This window comes from Flavobacterium odoriferum (assembly GCF_025499515.1).
GTDB lineage: Bacteria > Bacteroidota > Bacteroidia > Flavobacteriales > Flavobacteriaceae > Flavobacterium > Flavobacterium odoriferum.
The window spans coordinates 92,576-108,884 of the sequence record NZ_JAMKFA010000008.1 but is presented as its reverse complement, the minus strand read 5'-3'; the positions used below and the strand labels follow the sequence as shown (position 1 = coordinate 108,884).

Genomic DNA, 16,309 nt, shown 5'->3' with positions numbered 1-16,309 from the left:
ATTATTTTCCTAGTTCAGCAATTTTTGCATCCACTTCTAAATCGTCTCCTTCAAAAACTTTTTCTTCGGTAGTTTCTTTACCATCAACCATTGTAGTTAAAATAACCGTTGCTTTTACTTTTCCGTTCGCATCTTTTACTTTAGTAACTTTAATGTCTTTGATTTCTGCTTTGTCATGATTGCAATTTGGTCCGTGAACGTGAACTGCATCTCCGATGTATTTTCCATTTTCATCATATTGAGACATGCATTTTTCTTTACATTCATCTGAACATCCGTTAGCTTCACACATTTTTGCACATTCATCTTTTGTCATTGTAGCACATTTAGATAAATCGCATTTTCCTTCCGTACAAACCATTTCTTTTTTGTCTCCAGAACAACAAGCCCCTTTTTCAGTTGTAGCACCGTGTCCTCCTAAAATTGGAGCGATTACTAAACCAATCAAACATGTTAATTTAATCAAGATGTTCATTGATGGTCCTGAAGTATCTTTAAATGGATCTCCAACAGTATCTCCAGTTACCGCTGCTTTGTGCGCATCAGAACCTTTGTATGTCATTTCACCGTTAATCATAACTCCAGCTTCGAAAGATTTTTTAGCGTTATCCCAAGCACCACCAGCATTGTTTTGGAACACAGCCCAAAGCACACCTGAAACGGTAACTCCAGCCATATAACCACCTAACATTTCTGCGATTAATTGGTTGTTATCTGCGTAAACTAATTTACCTAATAATACAATTGCAATTGGGAAACCGATTGTTAAAATTCCTGGCAACATCATTTCGCGTAAAGCTGCTTTTGTAGAAATTTCAACACATTTTCCGTATTCTGGTTTTCCAGTTCCTTCCATAATACCTGGAATTTCTTTGAACTGACGACGTACTTCGTACACCATATCCATTGCAGCTTTTCCTACAGAGTTCATTGCTAATGCAGAGAAAACTACTGGAATCATACCTCCAACAAATAACATAGCTAATACTGGTGCTTTGAAGATGTTAATTCCGTCAATTCCAGTAAATGTTACATAAGCAGCAAATAAAGCTAACGAAGTTAATGCTGCAGAAGCGATTGCGAAACCTTTTCCAGTTGCAGCTGTTGTGTTACCCACTGAGTCTAAAATATCTGTACGAGTACGCACTTCTTTTGGTAATTCACTCATTTCAGCGATTCCACCAGCGTTATCTGAAATTGGTCCGAAAGCATCAATTGCTAATTGCATAGCAGTTGTAGCCATCATTGCAGAAGCTGCTAAAGCTACACCATAAAATCCTGCTAAAGCATAAGTTGACCAGATTGCAGCAGCAAATAAAATTACTGTTGGGAAAGTAGAAATCATACCTGTTGCTAAACCAGCGATTACGTTAGTTCCAGCTCCAGTTGATGATTTTTGTACGATTGCTAAAACTGGTTTTGTCCCTAATCCTGTGTAATATTCAGTTACAGATGAAATTGCTCCACCAACAAATAATCCAATTAAAGATGCATAGAAAACTCTCATTGAAGAAATCTCTTGAATTCCTTCACCAAAGAATGACATTTGCATCGTTTCTGGCAACATCATATCGATTAAGAAGAAACATGCAACAGCAGTTAAAACAATAGAAACCCAGTTTCCGATGTTTAATGCTTTTTGTACTTGTGCTTCTTTAGCATCATCGCTTGAAATTTTTACTAACATTGTTCCAATGATAGAAAATAAAATTCCGAAACCTGCGATTGCCATTGGTAATAAAATTGGTCCAATTCCGCCAAAAGCGTCATCGATTTTACCACCCATATCTTTAATTACATAATTTCCTAAAACCATTGCTGCTAAAACAGTTGCTACATACGAACCGAATAAATCGGCACCCATTCCGGCAACGTCTCCAACATTATCACCTACGTTGTCTGCAATTGTAGCAGGATTACGTGGATCATCTTCTGGAATACCAGCTTCTACTTTTCCTACTAAGTCAGCACCTACATCGGCAGCTTTAGTATAAATACCTCCACCAACACGAGCAAACAATGCGATAGATTCTGCCCCAAGAGAGAATCCAGCTAAAGTTTCTAAAACGATGGTCATGTCATCAGTTGAAGTCCATACTCCGTTCATGAAAAATCTAAAGAATATTATAAAGAATCCAGTTAATCCTAAAACAGCTAAGCCAGCAACTCCTAATCCCATTACCGTTCCACCACCAAAAGAAACTTTTAATGCTTGTGGTAAACTTGTACGAGCGGCTTGCGTAGTTCTAACATTAGTTTTAGTTGCGATTTTCATTCCAATATTACCTGCATAAGCAGAAAATATTGCTCCGAAAATAAATGCAATTACGATTAACCAATGAGTTGTTGGAACAATAAATGAAATTCCCGCAAGAACCACACTCGCTCCAAGAACGAAAAACGTTAATAATTTGTATTCTGCTTTTAAAAAGGCTAAGGCTCCTTCGTAGATGTAATCTGAAATTTCTTTCATTTTTCCATCTCCAGCGTCTTGTTTAAGAACCCAAGCGCGTTTGAAAGCCATAAATGCTAACCCTAATAGTGCCATGACTATTGGTACATAAATCATCATTGATTCCATAAAATATAAATTAGTTTTGGTGTTTGTTAATTTTATGGTAATATTAAGAAAATAAAACAAAAAAGGCAATATTTTTAGAAAAATACTGCCTTTTTATTTATTAGGAACCTACAAATTATTTAATACTAAACAATCCTTCTGGTTTATTTTCGATTTCATTGAAACGGTTAGTACATTTTGTCAAAATTTCTTTTGCTTCATTAACGTCACCCCAACCTTCAACATCTACTTTTTTGTTTTCTAAATCTTTATACACTTGGAAAAAGTGCTCAATTTCTTTGATTAAGTGTGGATTTACATCACTTAAATCGTTTAATTTATTCCAAATTGGATCAGAAACTGGTACACAAATTACTTTTTCATCTGGCCCTTTATCATCTGCCATGTGGAAAACACCGATTGGTTTTACTTCCATCACACAACCTGGAAATGTTGGTTCGTTAACTAAAACCAAAACATCTAATGGATCACCATCTAATGCTAACGTTTCTGGAATAAATCCGTAATCTGCTGGATACATCATTGACGAAAATAACATTCTGTCAAAACGCATTCTTTTTAATTCAAAATCGTATTCGTATTTGTTTCTACTTCCTCTTGGAATCTCAATCAATACATCAAATGTAGTAATTTTATCTGCTGTCATTTTATCTTATGTTTTTAAAACGGGTGCAAAGTTACCACTATAAAACATGAGAAACAAAAGAGTTTTGCAAAAAAAGTATAGATTTTACAAAGATTTAATATGTGATTTTTCTTCCTCTTTTTTCAAGGTAATAGTGCCAAAGAAAATAAGTTGCTACTGAGCGATAGGGTTTCCATTTTTGAGTATAGATTTCCATTTCTTCTTTAGTATGAATATCTAAAAGTTCTTTCATGGTATTTACAACTGCAATATCTCCGAGTGGAATAATATCAAGCGATTCTAAACAAAACATCAAATAAATATCAATAGTCCAATTACCGATGCCTTTGATTTTAATTAATTCTTGTCGCACAACTTCAACATCTTTAAAAGCCAAACTCTCTAAATCCAATTCTTTTGACAAAATGGCTTCAGCAAGTGCTTTTATGTATTTTGTTTTTTGTCGACTTACACCACAAGTTCGGAAATTTTCCTCAGAAAAAGCAAATACATTTTCAACGGAAAAATCAGGAATTGCTGTATTTAATTTGATAAAAGTAGCCTTTGCGGAATCTATAGAAACTTGTTGCTCTAAAATTAGAAGCACTAATGTTTCAAAACCTTGTGGTCTTTTTGGCTGAATAGGAATTCCAAATTGCTGACTTATTTGTTTAAAAATATCGTCTTTTTTATATAAATATTCAATTGCCTCTTCCATTAGAAATAGAATCCAAATGAAGCTCTTATAGCAAATTTTCTAGCATCTGGCATTTCTAAGTAACTTCCTCTCCAAGCAAAATCGACACGCAATACTTTGAAGATGTTTCCAACTCCTGCGTGGTATTCCCAGTAAATATCTTCTGGAGCAACATAAGTTAACCCTGAAGCATTTAACATTACATTTTCATCAGAAACTCTACCGTAAACACCTTTGATACCTATAATTTCGCGAAGGTTTAGTTTTCTTAAAAGCGGCACTCTCGAAAACAATCTTCCGTTAAAATGATGTTCTAAATGTAACGAAGCATATTCATCTGCCACAAAATCGTAGTAATCTAACAAATTGTATGTATTTTCGATTACAAACCAAGATTGATTTCCAGGGATTACCCCCATTAAACCTAATGGTACTTCGCCAAAAATTTTTCCAGTTTCAAAAGTAGTAAACAATCTTCCGAAACCACCAATTAAAGTAGGTTGACGATAATACAGTTGTAGTTTTTGATAATTAAAATCACTATTTAAAACCCCTTTTAAGCCGTTACTATAACTTACAAAAAAACGAGCATAATTGAAATCTACATCCATACGATCCACACCATAACCAACAGTTTTTCGTTTTGGAGTGTATTCAGCTACAAAATTTATTTCCGATTGTTTTACTTGGCTCTTAATTTCGGTTTGAGATAAATCTGTGTAATAATCCAAACTAAATTCGCTTGATGCTGATTTTAATGTTCTGTACGTTAAATTCGTTTGAAAAGTAAAATTCTTTGCCGGCTCTATTTCAAATCCTAAAGTTGTAAGATTTACAGAAGTTAATTGATTATTTACACCACTTGCAAAAAGTGCTGACGAAGCAAAGCTTCTTCCTAAAACATCGTTTGAAGTAGTTAAACTTACACCCATTTGCTCAACATCGCGACGATTTCCTAGCGATAAAATAAGTCGATTGTTTGGATTTACCATCCATCTACCAGAAATTCCGTATTTGAATTGATTATCTCTAAATCCATAGGCTGTGTAACCTTGAATTCTCCATTTGTCATTAGGTCCAAAATAGGTTCTACCTCCAACTCTTATTCGTTGTCCTTCTACATCGTTGTAACCAAAAGTTGAGAAAATTGGTCCATAATCTAATTTGAGTTTTGGAATTTCGATATAACCACTTCCTAAAATTGAGGCAAGACTGTAAATTCTTTTAAAACGAGGCACTTCTTTTAAAGTATCAAGCATTTTGTAAATTCCAGCTTCGTTTTTATTTAAAGCTTCAAATCGATTGGCTTCCCAATATTCGTCGGGTTTGTTGAAAACAGCATTATCATAGAAATTGACTTCTTGTTTATAGAATTTATCGTCTTTTTTAATATCAAACTTATGATTTTTAGCTAGAGTAGTACGTTTCCCATAAACTCCTTTTGATTCTTCTTTTTTAGAAAAGCTAAAATCGGACATCATGTAATCTCTTTTCAACAAGAAAACAGAATCGTTCATTACTTCGTATTCTTGCTCAATATAAATTTCTTTAACCCAGTTGATATTTGCACTTTTACTTGCTTCCAAATTGATTTTCTTGATTGCAAAAGTGGTATCGTTTACCCAAAAATCACCTTTAAAAGTTAATTCGTTTTTACGTCTTGGATAATACACAATATTGTAGCACCACTTATTATCAATAAACATACTATCGTTTAACACATAATTGTATACATTAATACCTGTTCTTGACAATGGGCTTACGAAATCTTTATCAAAAAACTTTAAATAATTGTCATAGATATCAAAATCAGCATATAAATCTTTGATGAATGTATTAACTCCATCACCTGAACCAAATCCTGAATTTTTATTGGCTTTTGTAATTTCTTTAGTTTTTTTAGCTTCATTGTCACCATAAACTTCACTTAGTGTTTCATTGATGAAAATAGGCAAATAGGTTTTTCCGGAAATACTTGAAGTGTCAATTTGGTCAAAAACAAATTCCATTCCTTTAAACACTTTACTATTCATGAAAGCGGAATCGATTGTATTTAAGTCAAATTCTACCTTTTCATATTTTTCATATTCATATTGCTTAAACATTTTAAGACCGTTCTTTCTACGACGTTCCCAAATTTTTCTCAAAATATCTAAAGCTGGGTTATTTTTTTTGGAAGTTTTACCTGTGTATACAACCACTTCTTTAAGTTCGGTACCATAAACCAACTCTATTTTTAGACCTGTATTCAAACCTGGTTTTAACTTTATTTCTTTGGTTTGATACCCCACAAATGAAACCACAAGTGTTGAATAATTATCTTTAGACTCAAAATAGAAATTTCCATTTTCGTCAGTAATAACGCCTTCTTTTGAGTTTTTAAAAATCACGTTTGCAAATGCAACTGGGTCGCCAAAGTCATCAACAACCTTTCCGCCCACTTTAGTTTGTCCTAAAAGTGCAGCAGAAAAAAATAAAAAGAGTAGAATAATTTTTGCCTTCATAGTAGAAAAAAAAACTTCATCAGAATAGTACTGATGAAGCTTCAAATATAATAAGTTATTTCTTATTTGTATAAAACTTTTTTAACTGCCTTAATTACATCCTGCGCATTAGGCAACCATTCTTTTAAAAGAGTTGGTGAATAAGGCGCTGGAGTATCAGCTGTTGTAATTCTTTGAACTGGAGCATCTAAGTAATCAAATGCTTTTTCTTGTACCATATAAGTTATCTCAGAAGCAACTGAAGCAAATGGCCAAGCTTCTTCTAAAACTACTAATCTGTTTGTTTTTTTAACCGAATTTAAAATCGCATCGTAATCCATAGGACGAACGGTTCTTAAATCGATAATTTCACAAGAAATATTTTCTTTTGCTAATTCATCAGCAGCAGCGTAAGCTTCTTTAATGATTTTACCAAATGAAACAATTGTAACATCTGTACCTTCTCTCTTGATATCAGCAACACCTAATGGAATCGTATATTCTCCTTCTGGCACTTCACCTTTATCACCATACATTTGTTCTGACTCCATGAAAATAACTGGATCATTATCACGAATAGCTGATTTTAATAAACCTTTTGCATCGTAAACAGAAGAAGGAACTACTACTTTTAATCCTGGTGTGTTAGCAAACCAGTTTTCAAAAGCTTGTGAGTGTGTTGCGCCTAACTGACCTGCAGAAGCTGTTGGACCTCTAAATACCATTGGCATTGGAAATTGTCCAGCAGACATTTGACGCATTTTTGCTGCGTTGTTGATAATTTGGTCAATTCCTACTAATGAGAAGTTGAACGTCATGAATTCTACAATAGGACGATTCCCATTCATAGCAGAACCTACAGCGATTCCTGCAAATCCTAACTCTGCGATAGGAGTATCAATTACACGTTTTGGTCCAAATTCATCTAGCATCCCTTTTGAAGCTTTGTATGCTCCATTATATTCTGCTACTTCTTCACCCATTAAATATATTGATTCATCGCGACGCATTTCTTCGCTCATCGCTTCACAAATAGCTTCTCTAAATTGTATCGTTCTCATGAAATTAATTTCTTTTGAATTATGATTGGCAAAAGTAAGAAAAATATAATTATTCTAATTCGTTATTAAAAAAAATGGCAACACTTTCTACTAAAACGTTTTAGCGTTAAAAATATTCAATCAAAACATAAAACATAACCATGCAATTAAACTATTCCTAAAAAAAAGCTAATTTTTATAAGAAAACCATATTTATTATGCGTGCATAGTTTTTATTTAGAAATTATTTTGTATTTTTGGGACAGAAAATATTCACTAACAAAATACATAAAAATGAAAATATTAGTTTGCATCAGTCACGTACCTGATACTACTTCAAAGATTAATTTTGTCAATGGTGACAGTGAGTTTGACACTAACGGTGTTCAATTTGTAATTAATCCTAATGATGAATTTGGTTTAACAAGAGCCATTTGGTTTAAAGAGCAACAAGGAGCAAATGTTACTGTAGTAAATGTTGGTGGAGCTGATGCTGAAGCAACTTTAAGAAAAGCATTAGCAATTGGAGCAGACGAAGCAATTCGTATTAATGCAAACCCAACAGACGGAATGTTTGTTGCAAAACAATTAGCTGAAGTTGTTAAAAACGGAGGTTATGATTTAGTAATTGCTGGAAAAGAATCATTAGACTATAATGGCGGAATGGTTCCTGGAATGGTTGCTGGATTATTAGGTTACAATTTCGTAAACGCTTGTGTTGGAATTGATGTAAACGGAAACGAAGCAAAAGTAACTAGAGAAATTGACGGTGGAAAAGAAACAATTTCTGCAGGTTTACCATTAATTATTGGTGGTCAAAAAGGTTTAGTAGAAGAAAAAGACTTACGTATTCCAAACATGAGAGGAATCATGATGGCAAGAACTAAAGCCTTAACTTTAGTAGAACCAACAGGAGACGCAACTGCAACTAAAGCTGTTAAATTTGAAAAACCAGCTGCTAAATCAGCAGTTAAATTAGTAAATGCTGACAATTTAGATGAGTTAATTAACTTATTACATAACGAAGCGAAAGTTATCTAATTTCAAACCTAAAAATTAAAGAATCATGTCGATATTAATATATGCTGAATCAGCAGAAGGAAAAATTAAAAAAGTAGCATTCGAATTAGCTTCTTACGCAAAAAAAGTAGCTGCTTCAATGGGAACAACAGTTACCGCTGTAACTATCAACAACTCTGACAACAGTGCTTTAGCGGCTTACGGAGTAGACAAAGTTTTAAACGTTTCTAACGATAAATTAAACAACTTTAGCGCAAAAGCATATGCTGATGTAATTGCTCAAGCGGCTAAAAAAGAAGGAACTCAAATTGTATTAGTTTCTTCAACAACAGATAGTTTATATTTAGCACCGCTTGTAGCGGTAGCTTTAGAAGCAGGTTATGCTTCAAATGTTGTAGCGTTACCAGAAAGTACTTCGCCTTTCCAAGTGAAAAGAACTGCTTTCTCAAACAAAGCTTTCAATATTACTGAAATTTCAACTCCAGTAAAAGTATTAGGAATTGCTAAAAACTCTTTCGGATTAGTAGAAAATGCTGCTGCTATGACTGAAGAAAGTTTCGCACCATCATTAAATGATGCTGATTTCGGAATCAAAGTTGAAAACGTAGAAAAAGTAACTGGAAAAGTAACTATCGCTGATGCTGAAATCGTAGTTTCTGCTGGTCGTGGAATGAAAGGTCCAGAAAACTGGGGAATGATTGAAGAATTAGCTTCTGTTTTAGGTGCTGCAACGGCATGTTCTAAACCAGTTTCTGACATCGGATGGAGACCTCACAGTGAGCACGTTGGACAAACTGGAAAACCAGTAGCTTCTAACTTGTACATTGCAGTTGGAATCTCTGGAGCAATCCAACACATTGCAGGTATCAACTCTTCAAAAGTAAAAGTAGTTATCAACACAGACCCAGAAGCTCCTTTCTTTAAAGTAGCTGATTATGGTGTTGTAGGTGATGCTTTCACTGTAGTACCTCAATTAATTGAAAAATTAAAAGCATTTAAAGCAAGCAACTCGTAATAAAATAGTTGTTTAAAAAATATATTAAATTAAAATTAGAGTTATCTTTGTTTAGATAGCTCTTTTTTTTATTTTTGGAGCAAATGGCTAACCGTTTTTCTGTTAGCCATTTTCTGACTTTGTGATGATGTTTAAAAATCCAAATCAGACATCAAAGAAATGATAATTAACAATTTGAAATGAGTTTAGTAAAATTAACTATAAAAGGTATTTCCTATAGCCAAACGCAAAACGGAGCTTATGCCTTAATCTTAAATGAAGTGGATGGTGATCGAAAACTACCTATTGTTATTGGTGCTTTTGAAGCGCAATCTATTGCTATTGCTTTAGAAAAAGAAATCAAGCCACCTCGCCCACTTACACACGATTTATTTAAAAGTTTTGCTGACCGATTTGACATCGTGGTAAAACAAGTGATTATTCATAAGTTAGTCGATGGTGTTTTCTACTCAAGTATTATTTGCGAAAGAGACAAAATCGAAGAAATTATCGATGCCAGAACTTCGGATGCGATTGCTTTAGCGTTACGCTTTAATGCTCCTATTTTTACTTACAAAAACATTTTAGATAAAGCCGGAATTTACCTAAGCATCAATCCTTCAGAAAATGCAGAAAACCAAGAAAACGATGACATTCTTTCTACTCCAGAAACTTTTGGACAAGAAGACGTAGTTGTTCCTGCCGATAGTTATTCAGGCTATTCGCTAAAAGAATTATACGAAAAACTAGACGAAGCTGTGCAAAACGAAGACTACGAAAAAGCAGCAAAAATTAGAGACGAAATCTCAAAAAAAGAATCTTAATACTTTAACAATAACAGTATGAATGTAAAATTCAGATTAACGATAATGAACTTTTTCCAGTTCTTCGTTTGGGGAGCTTGGCTTATCACAGTAGCAAATTATTGGTTCGGAACTAAAAATTGGGATGGAGCACAATTTGGAGCTATTTTTTCTACTATGGGAATTGCTTCGATTTTTATGCCAACCCTTTGCGGAATTGTTGCCGACCGATGGATAAACGCTGAAAAATTATACGGAGCTCTTCATATCTTGGGAGGTTTAACACTTTTATATGTTCCACAAGTAAGCAATCCATCTGATTTCTTTTGGGTGATTTTAGTGGCGATGATTTTTTACATGCCAACCATTGCTCTTTCTAATTCAGTTGCTTACAATGCTTTGAAAAAAGGTGGTTTAGATGTGGTGAAAGATTTTCCACCTATTCGTGTTTGGGGAACTATTGGTTTTATTGTAGCCATGTGGATTACCAACTTAACCGGAAACAAAGCTTCTGAAAATCAATTTTACATTGCTGCCATTGCTGCTATTTTCTTAGGATTGTACTCCTTTACATTACCAAAATGTGAACCAGAAGGAAATACCACAGAAAACAAGTCTTTCATGGAACTTATGGGATTAAGTTCGTTTAAATTATTTGCCGATTACAAATTAGCCTTATTCTTTGTATTCAGTATGTTCCTTGGAGCTGCTTTACAATTAACGAATGCTTATGGTGATGTATTTTTAGATGACTTTAAACACGATCCAGTTTACGCTGATTCATTAGTAGTAAAATATTCGACTTTAATTATGTCGATTTCTCAAATTTCAGAAACCTTATTTATTTTAGCAATTCCATTTTTCTTAAGACGTTTCGGAATCAAACAAGTAATGTTGTTCAGTATGATTGCTTGGGTTTTACGTTTCGGATTATTCGCTTACGGAGACCCTGGAGATGGTTTATGGATGATTATTTTGTCTTGTGTGGTTTACGGAATGGCATTTGATTTCTTTAACATTTCAGGTTCATTATTCGTAGAAACCTCAACCGATTCTAAGATTCGTTCTTCGGCTCAAGGTTTATTCATGATGATGACTAACGGTTTCGGTGCAGTTTTAGGAAGTGTTGTCAGCGGACAAATCATCAGCATGTATTTTACAGATGCTGCAACAGGAGAAAAAGACTGGCACAACATCTGGTTAACTTTTGCTGCTTATGCTTTAGTAATTGCAATTGCTTTTGCTGTTCTATTCAAGCACAAGCATAACCCAAAGGATGTAGCTAATATTACACATTAATTTTATTATTGAAATAAGTTGTTGAAGATTTCAAAAACTTCTGACTTCTAACTTCTAACTTCTGACTTAAAAATGCAACAATATCACGATTTAGTAAAACACGTATTAGCAAACGGCAACCAAAAAGGCGACCGTACAGGAACTGGAACCTTAAGTGTTTTTGGTTACCAAATGCGTTTTGATTTAAGCGAAGGTTTTCCAATGGTAACCACTAAGAAATTACACTTAAAATCGATTATTTACGAATTGTTGTGGTTTTTAAATGGCGATACCAACATCAAATATTTACAAGAAAACGGAGTTAAGATTTGGGACGAATGGGCCGATGAAAAAGGCGATTTGGGTCCGGTTTACGGCCACCAATGGCGCAATTGGAATAGCGAAGAAATTGACCAAATTACCGAATTAATCGAAACGCTAAAAACCAATCCAAACAGCAGAAGAATGTTAGTTTCCGCTTGGAATCCTAGTGTTTTGCCAGATACTTCAGTTTCTTTTGCGGAAAATGTTGCCAATGGAAAAGCCGCTTTACCTCCATGTCATGCGTTTTTTCAGTTTTATGTTGCCGATGGAAAATTAAGTTGCCAGTTGTACCAACGCAGTGCTGATATTTTCTTAGGCGTTCCTTTTAATATTGCATCTTATGCTTTGTTTACAATGATGATTGCACAAGTTTGCGATTTACAAGTAGGCGAATTCATCCACACCTTTGGTGATGCGCACATTTACAACAACCACATGGAGCAGTTAGAATTACAACTATCTCGTGAGTGCCGACCATTACCAACGATGAAATTAAACCCAGAAATTAAAAATATTTTCGATTTCAAGTTTGAGGATTTTACGTTAGAAGGCTACGACCCGCATCCGCATATTAAAGGTGTTGTGGCGGTGTAAAAAATAAATAAACGAAACTTAGTAGTGTCAATCTACCCATATTTGGATTTATATGTGATACTTTATAGTGCATATATACAAGTTAGCAGAAAATTTAGAGAAATGAATAGAAAAAAAATTATAAGTAGTTTTAGCATGAAATTGTATTTGTTTTTATTCATTATTGGATTAAATACTATCAATGTTTTTTCTCAAGCCCCTAACATCCAGTGGCAGAAAGCATTCGGAGGGACATCTAATGAATATGCTCGCTCTATTATACAAACTACTGATGATGGATATATAGTTTCGGGTTATACATATTCAAATAATGGTGATGTTTCTGGAAATCACGGTGATGCAGATTATTGGTTAGTAAAAATAAATTCAACAGGAACAATAGAATGGCAAAAAACATTTGGAGGATCTGGAGAAGATTGGGCTAGGAGGATTAGAAAAACTACAGATGGTGGATTTATAGTAATTGGACGTACAAATTCAAATAATGGTGATGTAACAGGATTTCATGGTGGTAGTTGGGACTGTTGGATAATAAAGCTAGATTCTGCAGGAAATATTATTTGGCAAAAAACATTAGGTGGAAGTAGTGTAGATCAAGGATATGATATTCAACAAACATCCGATAATGGGTATATAGTAACATGTGGTAGCAATTCAAATGATGGAGACATAACAGGAAATCATGGAGGTTCAGATTTTTGGGTGGTAAAATTAAATGCAACAGGTTCTATAATTTGGCAAAAATCATTAGGAGGAACTGGAGATGATTTGGGAGGTAGTGTACAACAAACTTTAGATGGTGGTTATATTGTAGGAGGCAATTCTAATTCAACTAATGGGGATGTTACTGGAAATCATGGTAATGACGATTTTTGGGTTGTAAAATTAGATTCTGAAGGGAATATCTCCTGGCAAAAATCTTTAGGAGGTAGCGGCTTTGATGGTTTTCAATGTATAAAACAGGCTATAGATGGTGGTTATTTAGTTTCTGGATATACCTTTTCAAATAATGGAGATGTTACAGGAAATCATGGTAATTATGATGTATGGGTAATAAAATTAAATTCCTTAGGAAATATCACTTGGCAAAAAACTTTAGGAGGTACAAATTCTGACCAAGCAAAATATATACAACAAACAATCGATGAAGGAATAATAATAGTAGGAAATACTAAATCAAACAATGGAGATGTTTCAAATAATCAGGGAGATTGGGATTATTGGGTTGTAAAATTAGATGGAATGGGTACACTACTCTGGCAAAAAACTCTAGGAGGAATTAGTTTTGATGAAGCTGATTATATAGAACAAACAACTGAAGGCGGGTATATAATAGCTGGACGAACAAATTCAAACAATGGAGATGTTACAGGAAACCATGGTAATACAGATTTTTGGGTCGTAAAACTTGCCTCAGATAGTCTATCTAATTCAGAATTTGAAATAACGAATACAATTCTCTATCCAAATCCATCAAGTAAATTCATTAGCTTACAATATTCTACAAATCCAGAAACATCTTTTTATTTTAAAATTATAGATTTAACTGGAAAAATTATAAAAAGTAGTTTTTCGAAATTTAATGACCAAATCAATATTGAAAGTTTGACAAGTGGAAATTACATAATTCAAATAGAAACGGAAAACGGAAAAACAGAAACAAAAAAATTTATTAAAAATTAAATATTCTGCTAACAAGCGTTTGGCAAGATTGGTTTTTTGTGGTAAGTTCACGTTTACATTTCGCATGAAATTTTATCTTTAACAGAAAATAATTGGTAACGAAGTTCACCATTCGTAAAGCCGTAGGGCGTTAAAAAGTCATTTATATCTACTCTCATTTTTAAAATTTAAAGAAAATAATTCATTACAAAATACTACCTTAGCGTTTCAAATTATTACTATGCTCACCATAATCGCAGCCGCATCTGAAAACAATGCTTTAGGAAAAGACAACCAATTGGTTTGGCATTTGCCAGATGACTTTAAGCGTTTTAAAAGTTTAACTTCGGGTCATTTTATTGTGATGGGAAGAAAAACCTTTGAAAGTTTTCCGAAACCGTTACCAAATCGTACGCATATTATCATTACTAGACAAAAAGACTACGAAGCTCCAGAAGGTTGTTTGGTTGCGAGTAGTTTACAAAAAGCGATTGCTTTGTGTCCAAAAGAGGAAGAAGTTTTTATCATTGGCGGTGGAGAAATCTACAAACAATCCATTGAAATTGCGGATAAAATCGATTTAACGCGTGTGCATACTACCATTGAAGCGGATACTTTTTTTCCGGAAATTGATACTGATAAATGGGAATTAGTTTTCGAGGAATTTCATTCTAAAGACGAAAAACACGATTACAATTTTACTTTTTTAACTTATGTTAAAAGGTAATTTTTTTAAGTTCTTGATTATTAATCGTACTTTTGTTGTCCAAAATTAATAAAATGTCAAAAAATATAACGCCATACAAAGATTCAGAATTAGGTAAAAAAGAACAAGTTGCTCAAATGTTTGACAACATTTCTGGCAACTATGATGGTCTTAATAAAGTAATTTCTTTTGGCACCGACGCAAAATGGAAGCAAAAAATCTTGAAAATGGTAAAGGCAAGTCAGCCAAAATCAATTTTAGATATTGCAACTGGCACAGGTGATTTGGCTATTTTATTTGCTAGTACTTCTGCTACTGAAATTATAGGATTAGACATCTCACAAGGAATGTTAGACATTGGAAAGAAAAAAATTGCTGCACAACATTTGGATTCAAAAATTCAAATGGTTTTAGGTGATGGCGAAAACATTCCGTATCCTGATAATCATTTTGATGTAATTACCGTTGCTTATGGTGTTCGTAATTTTGAAAATCTTGAAAAAGGCTTAACAGAAATCTTAAGAACACTTAAATCTGGTGGACAATTTATCATTTTAGAAACTTCTGTACCAACAAAATTTCCGTTTAAACAAGGGTATGCTTTTCATTCAAAAGTAATTCTTCCATTGGTAGGAAAATTATTTTCAAAAGATAAGGCAGCATATTCTTATTTATCAGATTCTGCTAACGAATTTCCTTTTGGCGAAGTATTGAACAATATTTTGAGAAAAATTGGGTTTATAGAAGTAAATCATTTGCCACAAACTTTTGGAGTGGCAACTATTTATCACGCATCTAAAAAATAACATGAAGAAAATATTTGCTCTCTTACTTTTTACCCAAATCGTATTTGCTCAAGGTGGCATGTTTGGCAAAGATCCAATTATCAATCAAGAAAACTGGAACAAACAGCGCGTTCATTGGGGTTATTTCCTTGGTTTTAATAGTTTAGATTTCAAATTTGATTATTTATCTGTAACCAATGACATCCAAGTTGGAACTACAACGGGGTTTAATGTGGGTTTAATTGGAAATTTAAGACTTACTGAATATTTTGATTTACGTTTTGAACCTGGATTGTACATTACACAACGAAATTTAACCTATCCAAACATTCTTGATTCAGGTGATCGATTAAGAGAAGTTAAGTCAACGTACATCTTTTTTCCTTTATTGTTAAAATATTCTGCTTTGCGAACTGGTAATGTTAGACCTTTTCTTGTTGGAGGTGTTTCAACTGCATTAAATTTAGGAAGTAATTCAGATGCTCCAGATGATAATTACAACGATCGTTTTAGAATGACCAAATGGACAAACTTTTATGAAGTAGGTTTTGGAATTGACATTTACACCGAATATTTTATTTTTTCTCCATCAATTCGTGGTGTTTTCAGCATGGAAGACGAACTAATTCGCGATAATACACCAGGAAGTCCTTGGACAGGAGATATTCAAGCAATGAAAACAAGAGGATTTTTTGTGAACTTTTCTTTTCATTAAAA

14 protein-coding genes are annotated in these 16,309 nt (G+C 33.7%); 9 read left to right on the top strand and 5 right to left on the bottom strand.

Features of this window, described 5'->3' with window-relative positions; genetic code table 11:
* Position 1: 1 nt before the first annotated feature.
* The 5 genes from M9Q43_RS07680 to M9Q43_RS07660 all read right to left on the bottom strand — a co-directional run bounded on the left by M9Q43_RS07680 (position 2) and on the right by M9Q43_RS07660 (position 7,492).
* Positions 2–2,581: a sodium-translocating pyrophosphatase gene (locus tag M9Q43_RS07680; protein WP_262318357.1), complete on the bottom strand. Its 2,580-nt coding sequence runs from the start codon at positions 2,579–2,581 to the stop codon at positions 2–4.
* Positions 2,582–2,696: 115 nt separating this feature from the next.
* Positions 2,697–3,227 carry an inorganic diphosphatase gene (locus M9Q43_RS07675; protein WP_133610364.1) on the bottom strand — a complete coding sequence of 177 codons (531 nt, stop codon included), beginning with the start codon at positions 3,225–3,227 and terminating at the stop codon, positions 2,697–2,699.
* 94 nt (positions 3,228–3,321) lie between these two features.
* Complete coding sequence (locus M9Q43_RS07670) at positions 3,322–3,924, bottom strand: DNA-3-methyladenine glycosylase family protein (RefSeq protein ID WP_262318356.1); 603 nt, start codon at positions 3,922–3,924, stop codon at positions 3,322–3,324.
* On the bottom strand, positions 3,924–6,407 hold the full coding sequence (locus M9Q43_RS07665) for a DUF5686 and carboxypeptidase-like regulatory domain-containing protein (protein ID WP_262318355.1): 2,484 nt from the start codon (positions 6,405–6,407) through the stop codon (positions 3,924–3,926). The genes M9Q43_RS07670 and M9Q43_RS07665 overlap by 1 nt, the downstream gene beginning before the upstream one ends.
* 62 nt (positions 6,408–6,469) lie before the next feature.
* The gene (locus M9Q43_RS07660; RefSeq protein WP_262318383.1) at positions 6,470–7,492 is read right to left on the bottom strand and encodes a pyruvate dehydrogenase complex E1 component subunit beta; all 1,023 of its coding nucleotides are present in this window, start codon (positions 7,490–7,492) and stop codon (positions 6,470–6,472) included.
* A gap of 228 nt (positions 7,493–7,720) precedes the next feature.
* On the opposite strand from M9Q43_RS07660, the gene M9Q43_RS07655 reads away from it, so the two are divergent.
* The 9 genes from M9Q43_RS07655 to porT all read left to right on the top strand — a co-directional run bounded on the left by M9Q43_RS07655 (position 7,721) and on the right by porT (position 16,307).
* Entirely contained in the window at positions 7,721–8,467 is a 747-nt protein-coding gene (locus tag M9Q43_RS07655) for an electron transfer flavoprotein subunit beta/FixA family protein (protein ID WP_262318354.1), read from the top strand.
* Between the two features lie 25 nt (positions 8,468–8,492).
* The gene (locus tag M9Q43_RS07650; protein ID WP_111567341.1) at positions 8,493–9,461 is read left to right on the top strand and encodes an electron transfer flavoprotein subunit alpha/FixB family protein; all 969 of its coding nucleotides are present in this window, start codon (positions 8,493–8,495) and stop codon (positions 9,459–9,461) included.
* 179 nt (positions 9,462–9,640) lie between these two features.
* Positions 9,641–10,264, top strand: a complete 624-nt coding sequence (locus M9Q43_RS07645; protein WP_111567342.1) for a bifunctional nuclease family protein — start codon at positions 9,641–9,643, stop codon at positions 10,262–10,264.
* 18 nt (positions 10,265–10,282) lie between these two features.
* Complete coding sequence (locus M9Q43_RS07640; protein WP_262318353.1) at positions 10,283–11,542, top strand: nucleoside permease; 1,260 nt, start codon at positions 10,283–10,285, stop codon at positions 11,540–11,542.
* Between the two features lie 72 nt (positions 11,543–11,614).
* A complete protein-coding gene (locus tag M9Q43_RS07635) occupies positions 11,615–12,439 on the top strand; it encodes a thymidylate synthase (protein WP_262318352.1) in 825 nt (274 codons plus the stop codon).
* Positions 12,440–12,541: 102 nt separating this feature from the next.
* Positions 12,542–14,122, top strand: coding sequence for a T9SS type A sorting domain-containing protein (locus M9Q43_RS07630; protein WP_262318351.1), 1,581 nt, complete (start codon positions 12,542–12,544; stop codon positions 14,120–14,122).
* Between the two features lie 220 nt (positions 14,123–14,342).
* A complete protein-coding gene (locus M9Q43_RS07625) occupies positions 14,343–14,828 on the top strand; it encodes a dihydrofolate reductase (protein WP_262318350.1) in 486 nt (161 codons plus the stop codon).
* 53 nt (positions 14,829–14,881) lie between these two features.
* Entirely contained in the window at positions 14,882–15,613 is a 732-nt protein-coding gene (ubiE, locus tag M9Q43_RS07620; protein WP_262318349.1) for a bifunctional demethylmenaquinone methyltransferase/2-methoxy-6-polyprenyl-1,4-benzoquinol methylase UbiE, read from the top strand.
* 1 nt (position 15,614) lies between these two features.
* On the top strand, positions 15,615–16,307 hold the full coding sequence (gene porT / locus M9Q43_RS07615) for a type IX secretion/gliding motility protein PorT/SprT (RefSeq protein WP_262318348.1): 693 nt from the start codon (positions 15,615–15,617) through the stop codon (positions 16,305–16,307).
* Positions 16,308–16,309: the final 2 nt, after the last annotated feature.

Bases quoted from the DNA above. Each gene is read 5' to 3' on its own strand.
- M9Q43_RS07680 (WP_262318357.1), bottom strand. From the start codon at position 2,581: ATGGAATCAATGATGATTTATGTACCAATAGTCATGGCACTATTAGGG.
- M9Q43_RS07675 (WP_133610364.1), bottom strand. From the start codon at position 3,227: ATGACAGCAGATAAAATTACTACATTTGATGTATTGATTGAGATTCCA.
- M9Q43_RS07670 (WP_262318356.1), bottom strand. From the start codon at position 3,924: ATGGAAGAGGCAATTGAATATTTATATAAAAAAGACGATATTTTTAAA.
- M9Q43_RS07665 (WP_262318355.1), bottom strand. From the start codon at position 6,407: ATGAAGGCAAAAATTATTCTACTCTTTTTATTTTTTTCTGCTGCACTT.
- M9Q43_RS07655 (WP_262318354.1), top strand. From the start codon at position 7,721: ATGAAAATATTAGTTTGCATCAGTCACGTACCTGATACTACTTCAAAG.
- M9Q43_RS07650 (WP_111567341.1), top strand. From the start codon at position 8,493: ATGTCGATATTAATATATGCTGAATCAGCAGAAGGAAAAATTAAAAAA.
- M9Q43_RS07645 (WP_111567342.1), top strand. From the start codon at position 9,641: ATGAGTTTAGTAAAATTAACTATAAAAGGTATTTCCTATAGCCAAACG.
- M9Q43_RS07640 (WP_262318353.1), top strand. From the start codon at position 10,283: ATGAATGTAAAATTCAGATTAACGATAATGAACTTTTTCCAGTTCTTC.
- M9Q43_RS07635 (WP_262318352.1), top strand. From the start codon at position 11,615: ATGCAACAATATCACGATTTAGTAAAACACGTATTAGCAAACGGCAAC.
- M9Q43_RS07630 (WP_262318351.1), top strand. From the start codon at position 12,542: ATGAATAGAAAAAAAATTATAAGTAGTTTTAGCATGAAATTGTATTTG.
- M9Q43_RS07625 (WP_262318350.1), top strand. From the start codon at position 14,343: ATGCTCACCATAATCGCAGCCGCATCTGAAAACAATGCTTTAGGAAAA.
- ubiE (WP_262318349.1), top strand. From the start codon at position 14,882: ATGTCAAAAAATATAACGCCATACAAAGATTCAGAATTAGGTAAAAAA.
- porT (WP_262318348.1), top strand. From the start codon at position 15,615: ATGAAGAAAATATTTGCTCTCTTACTTTTTACCCAAATCGTATTTGCT.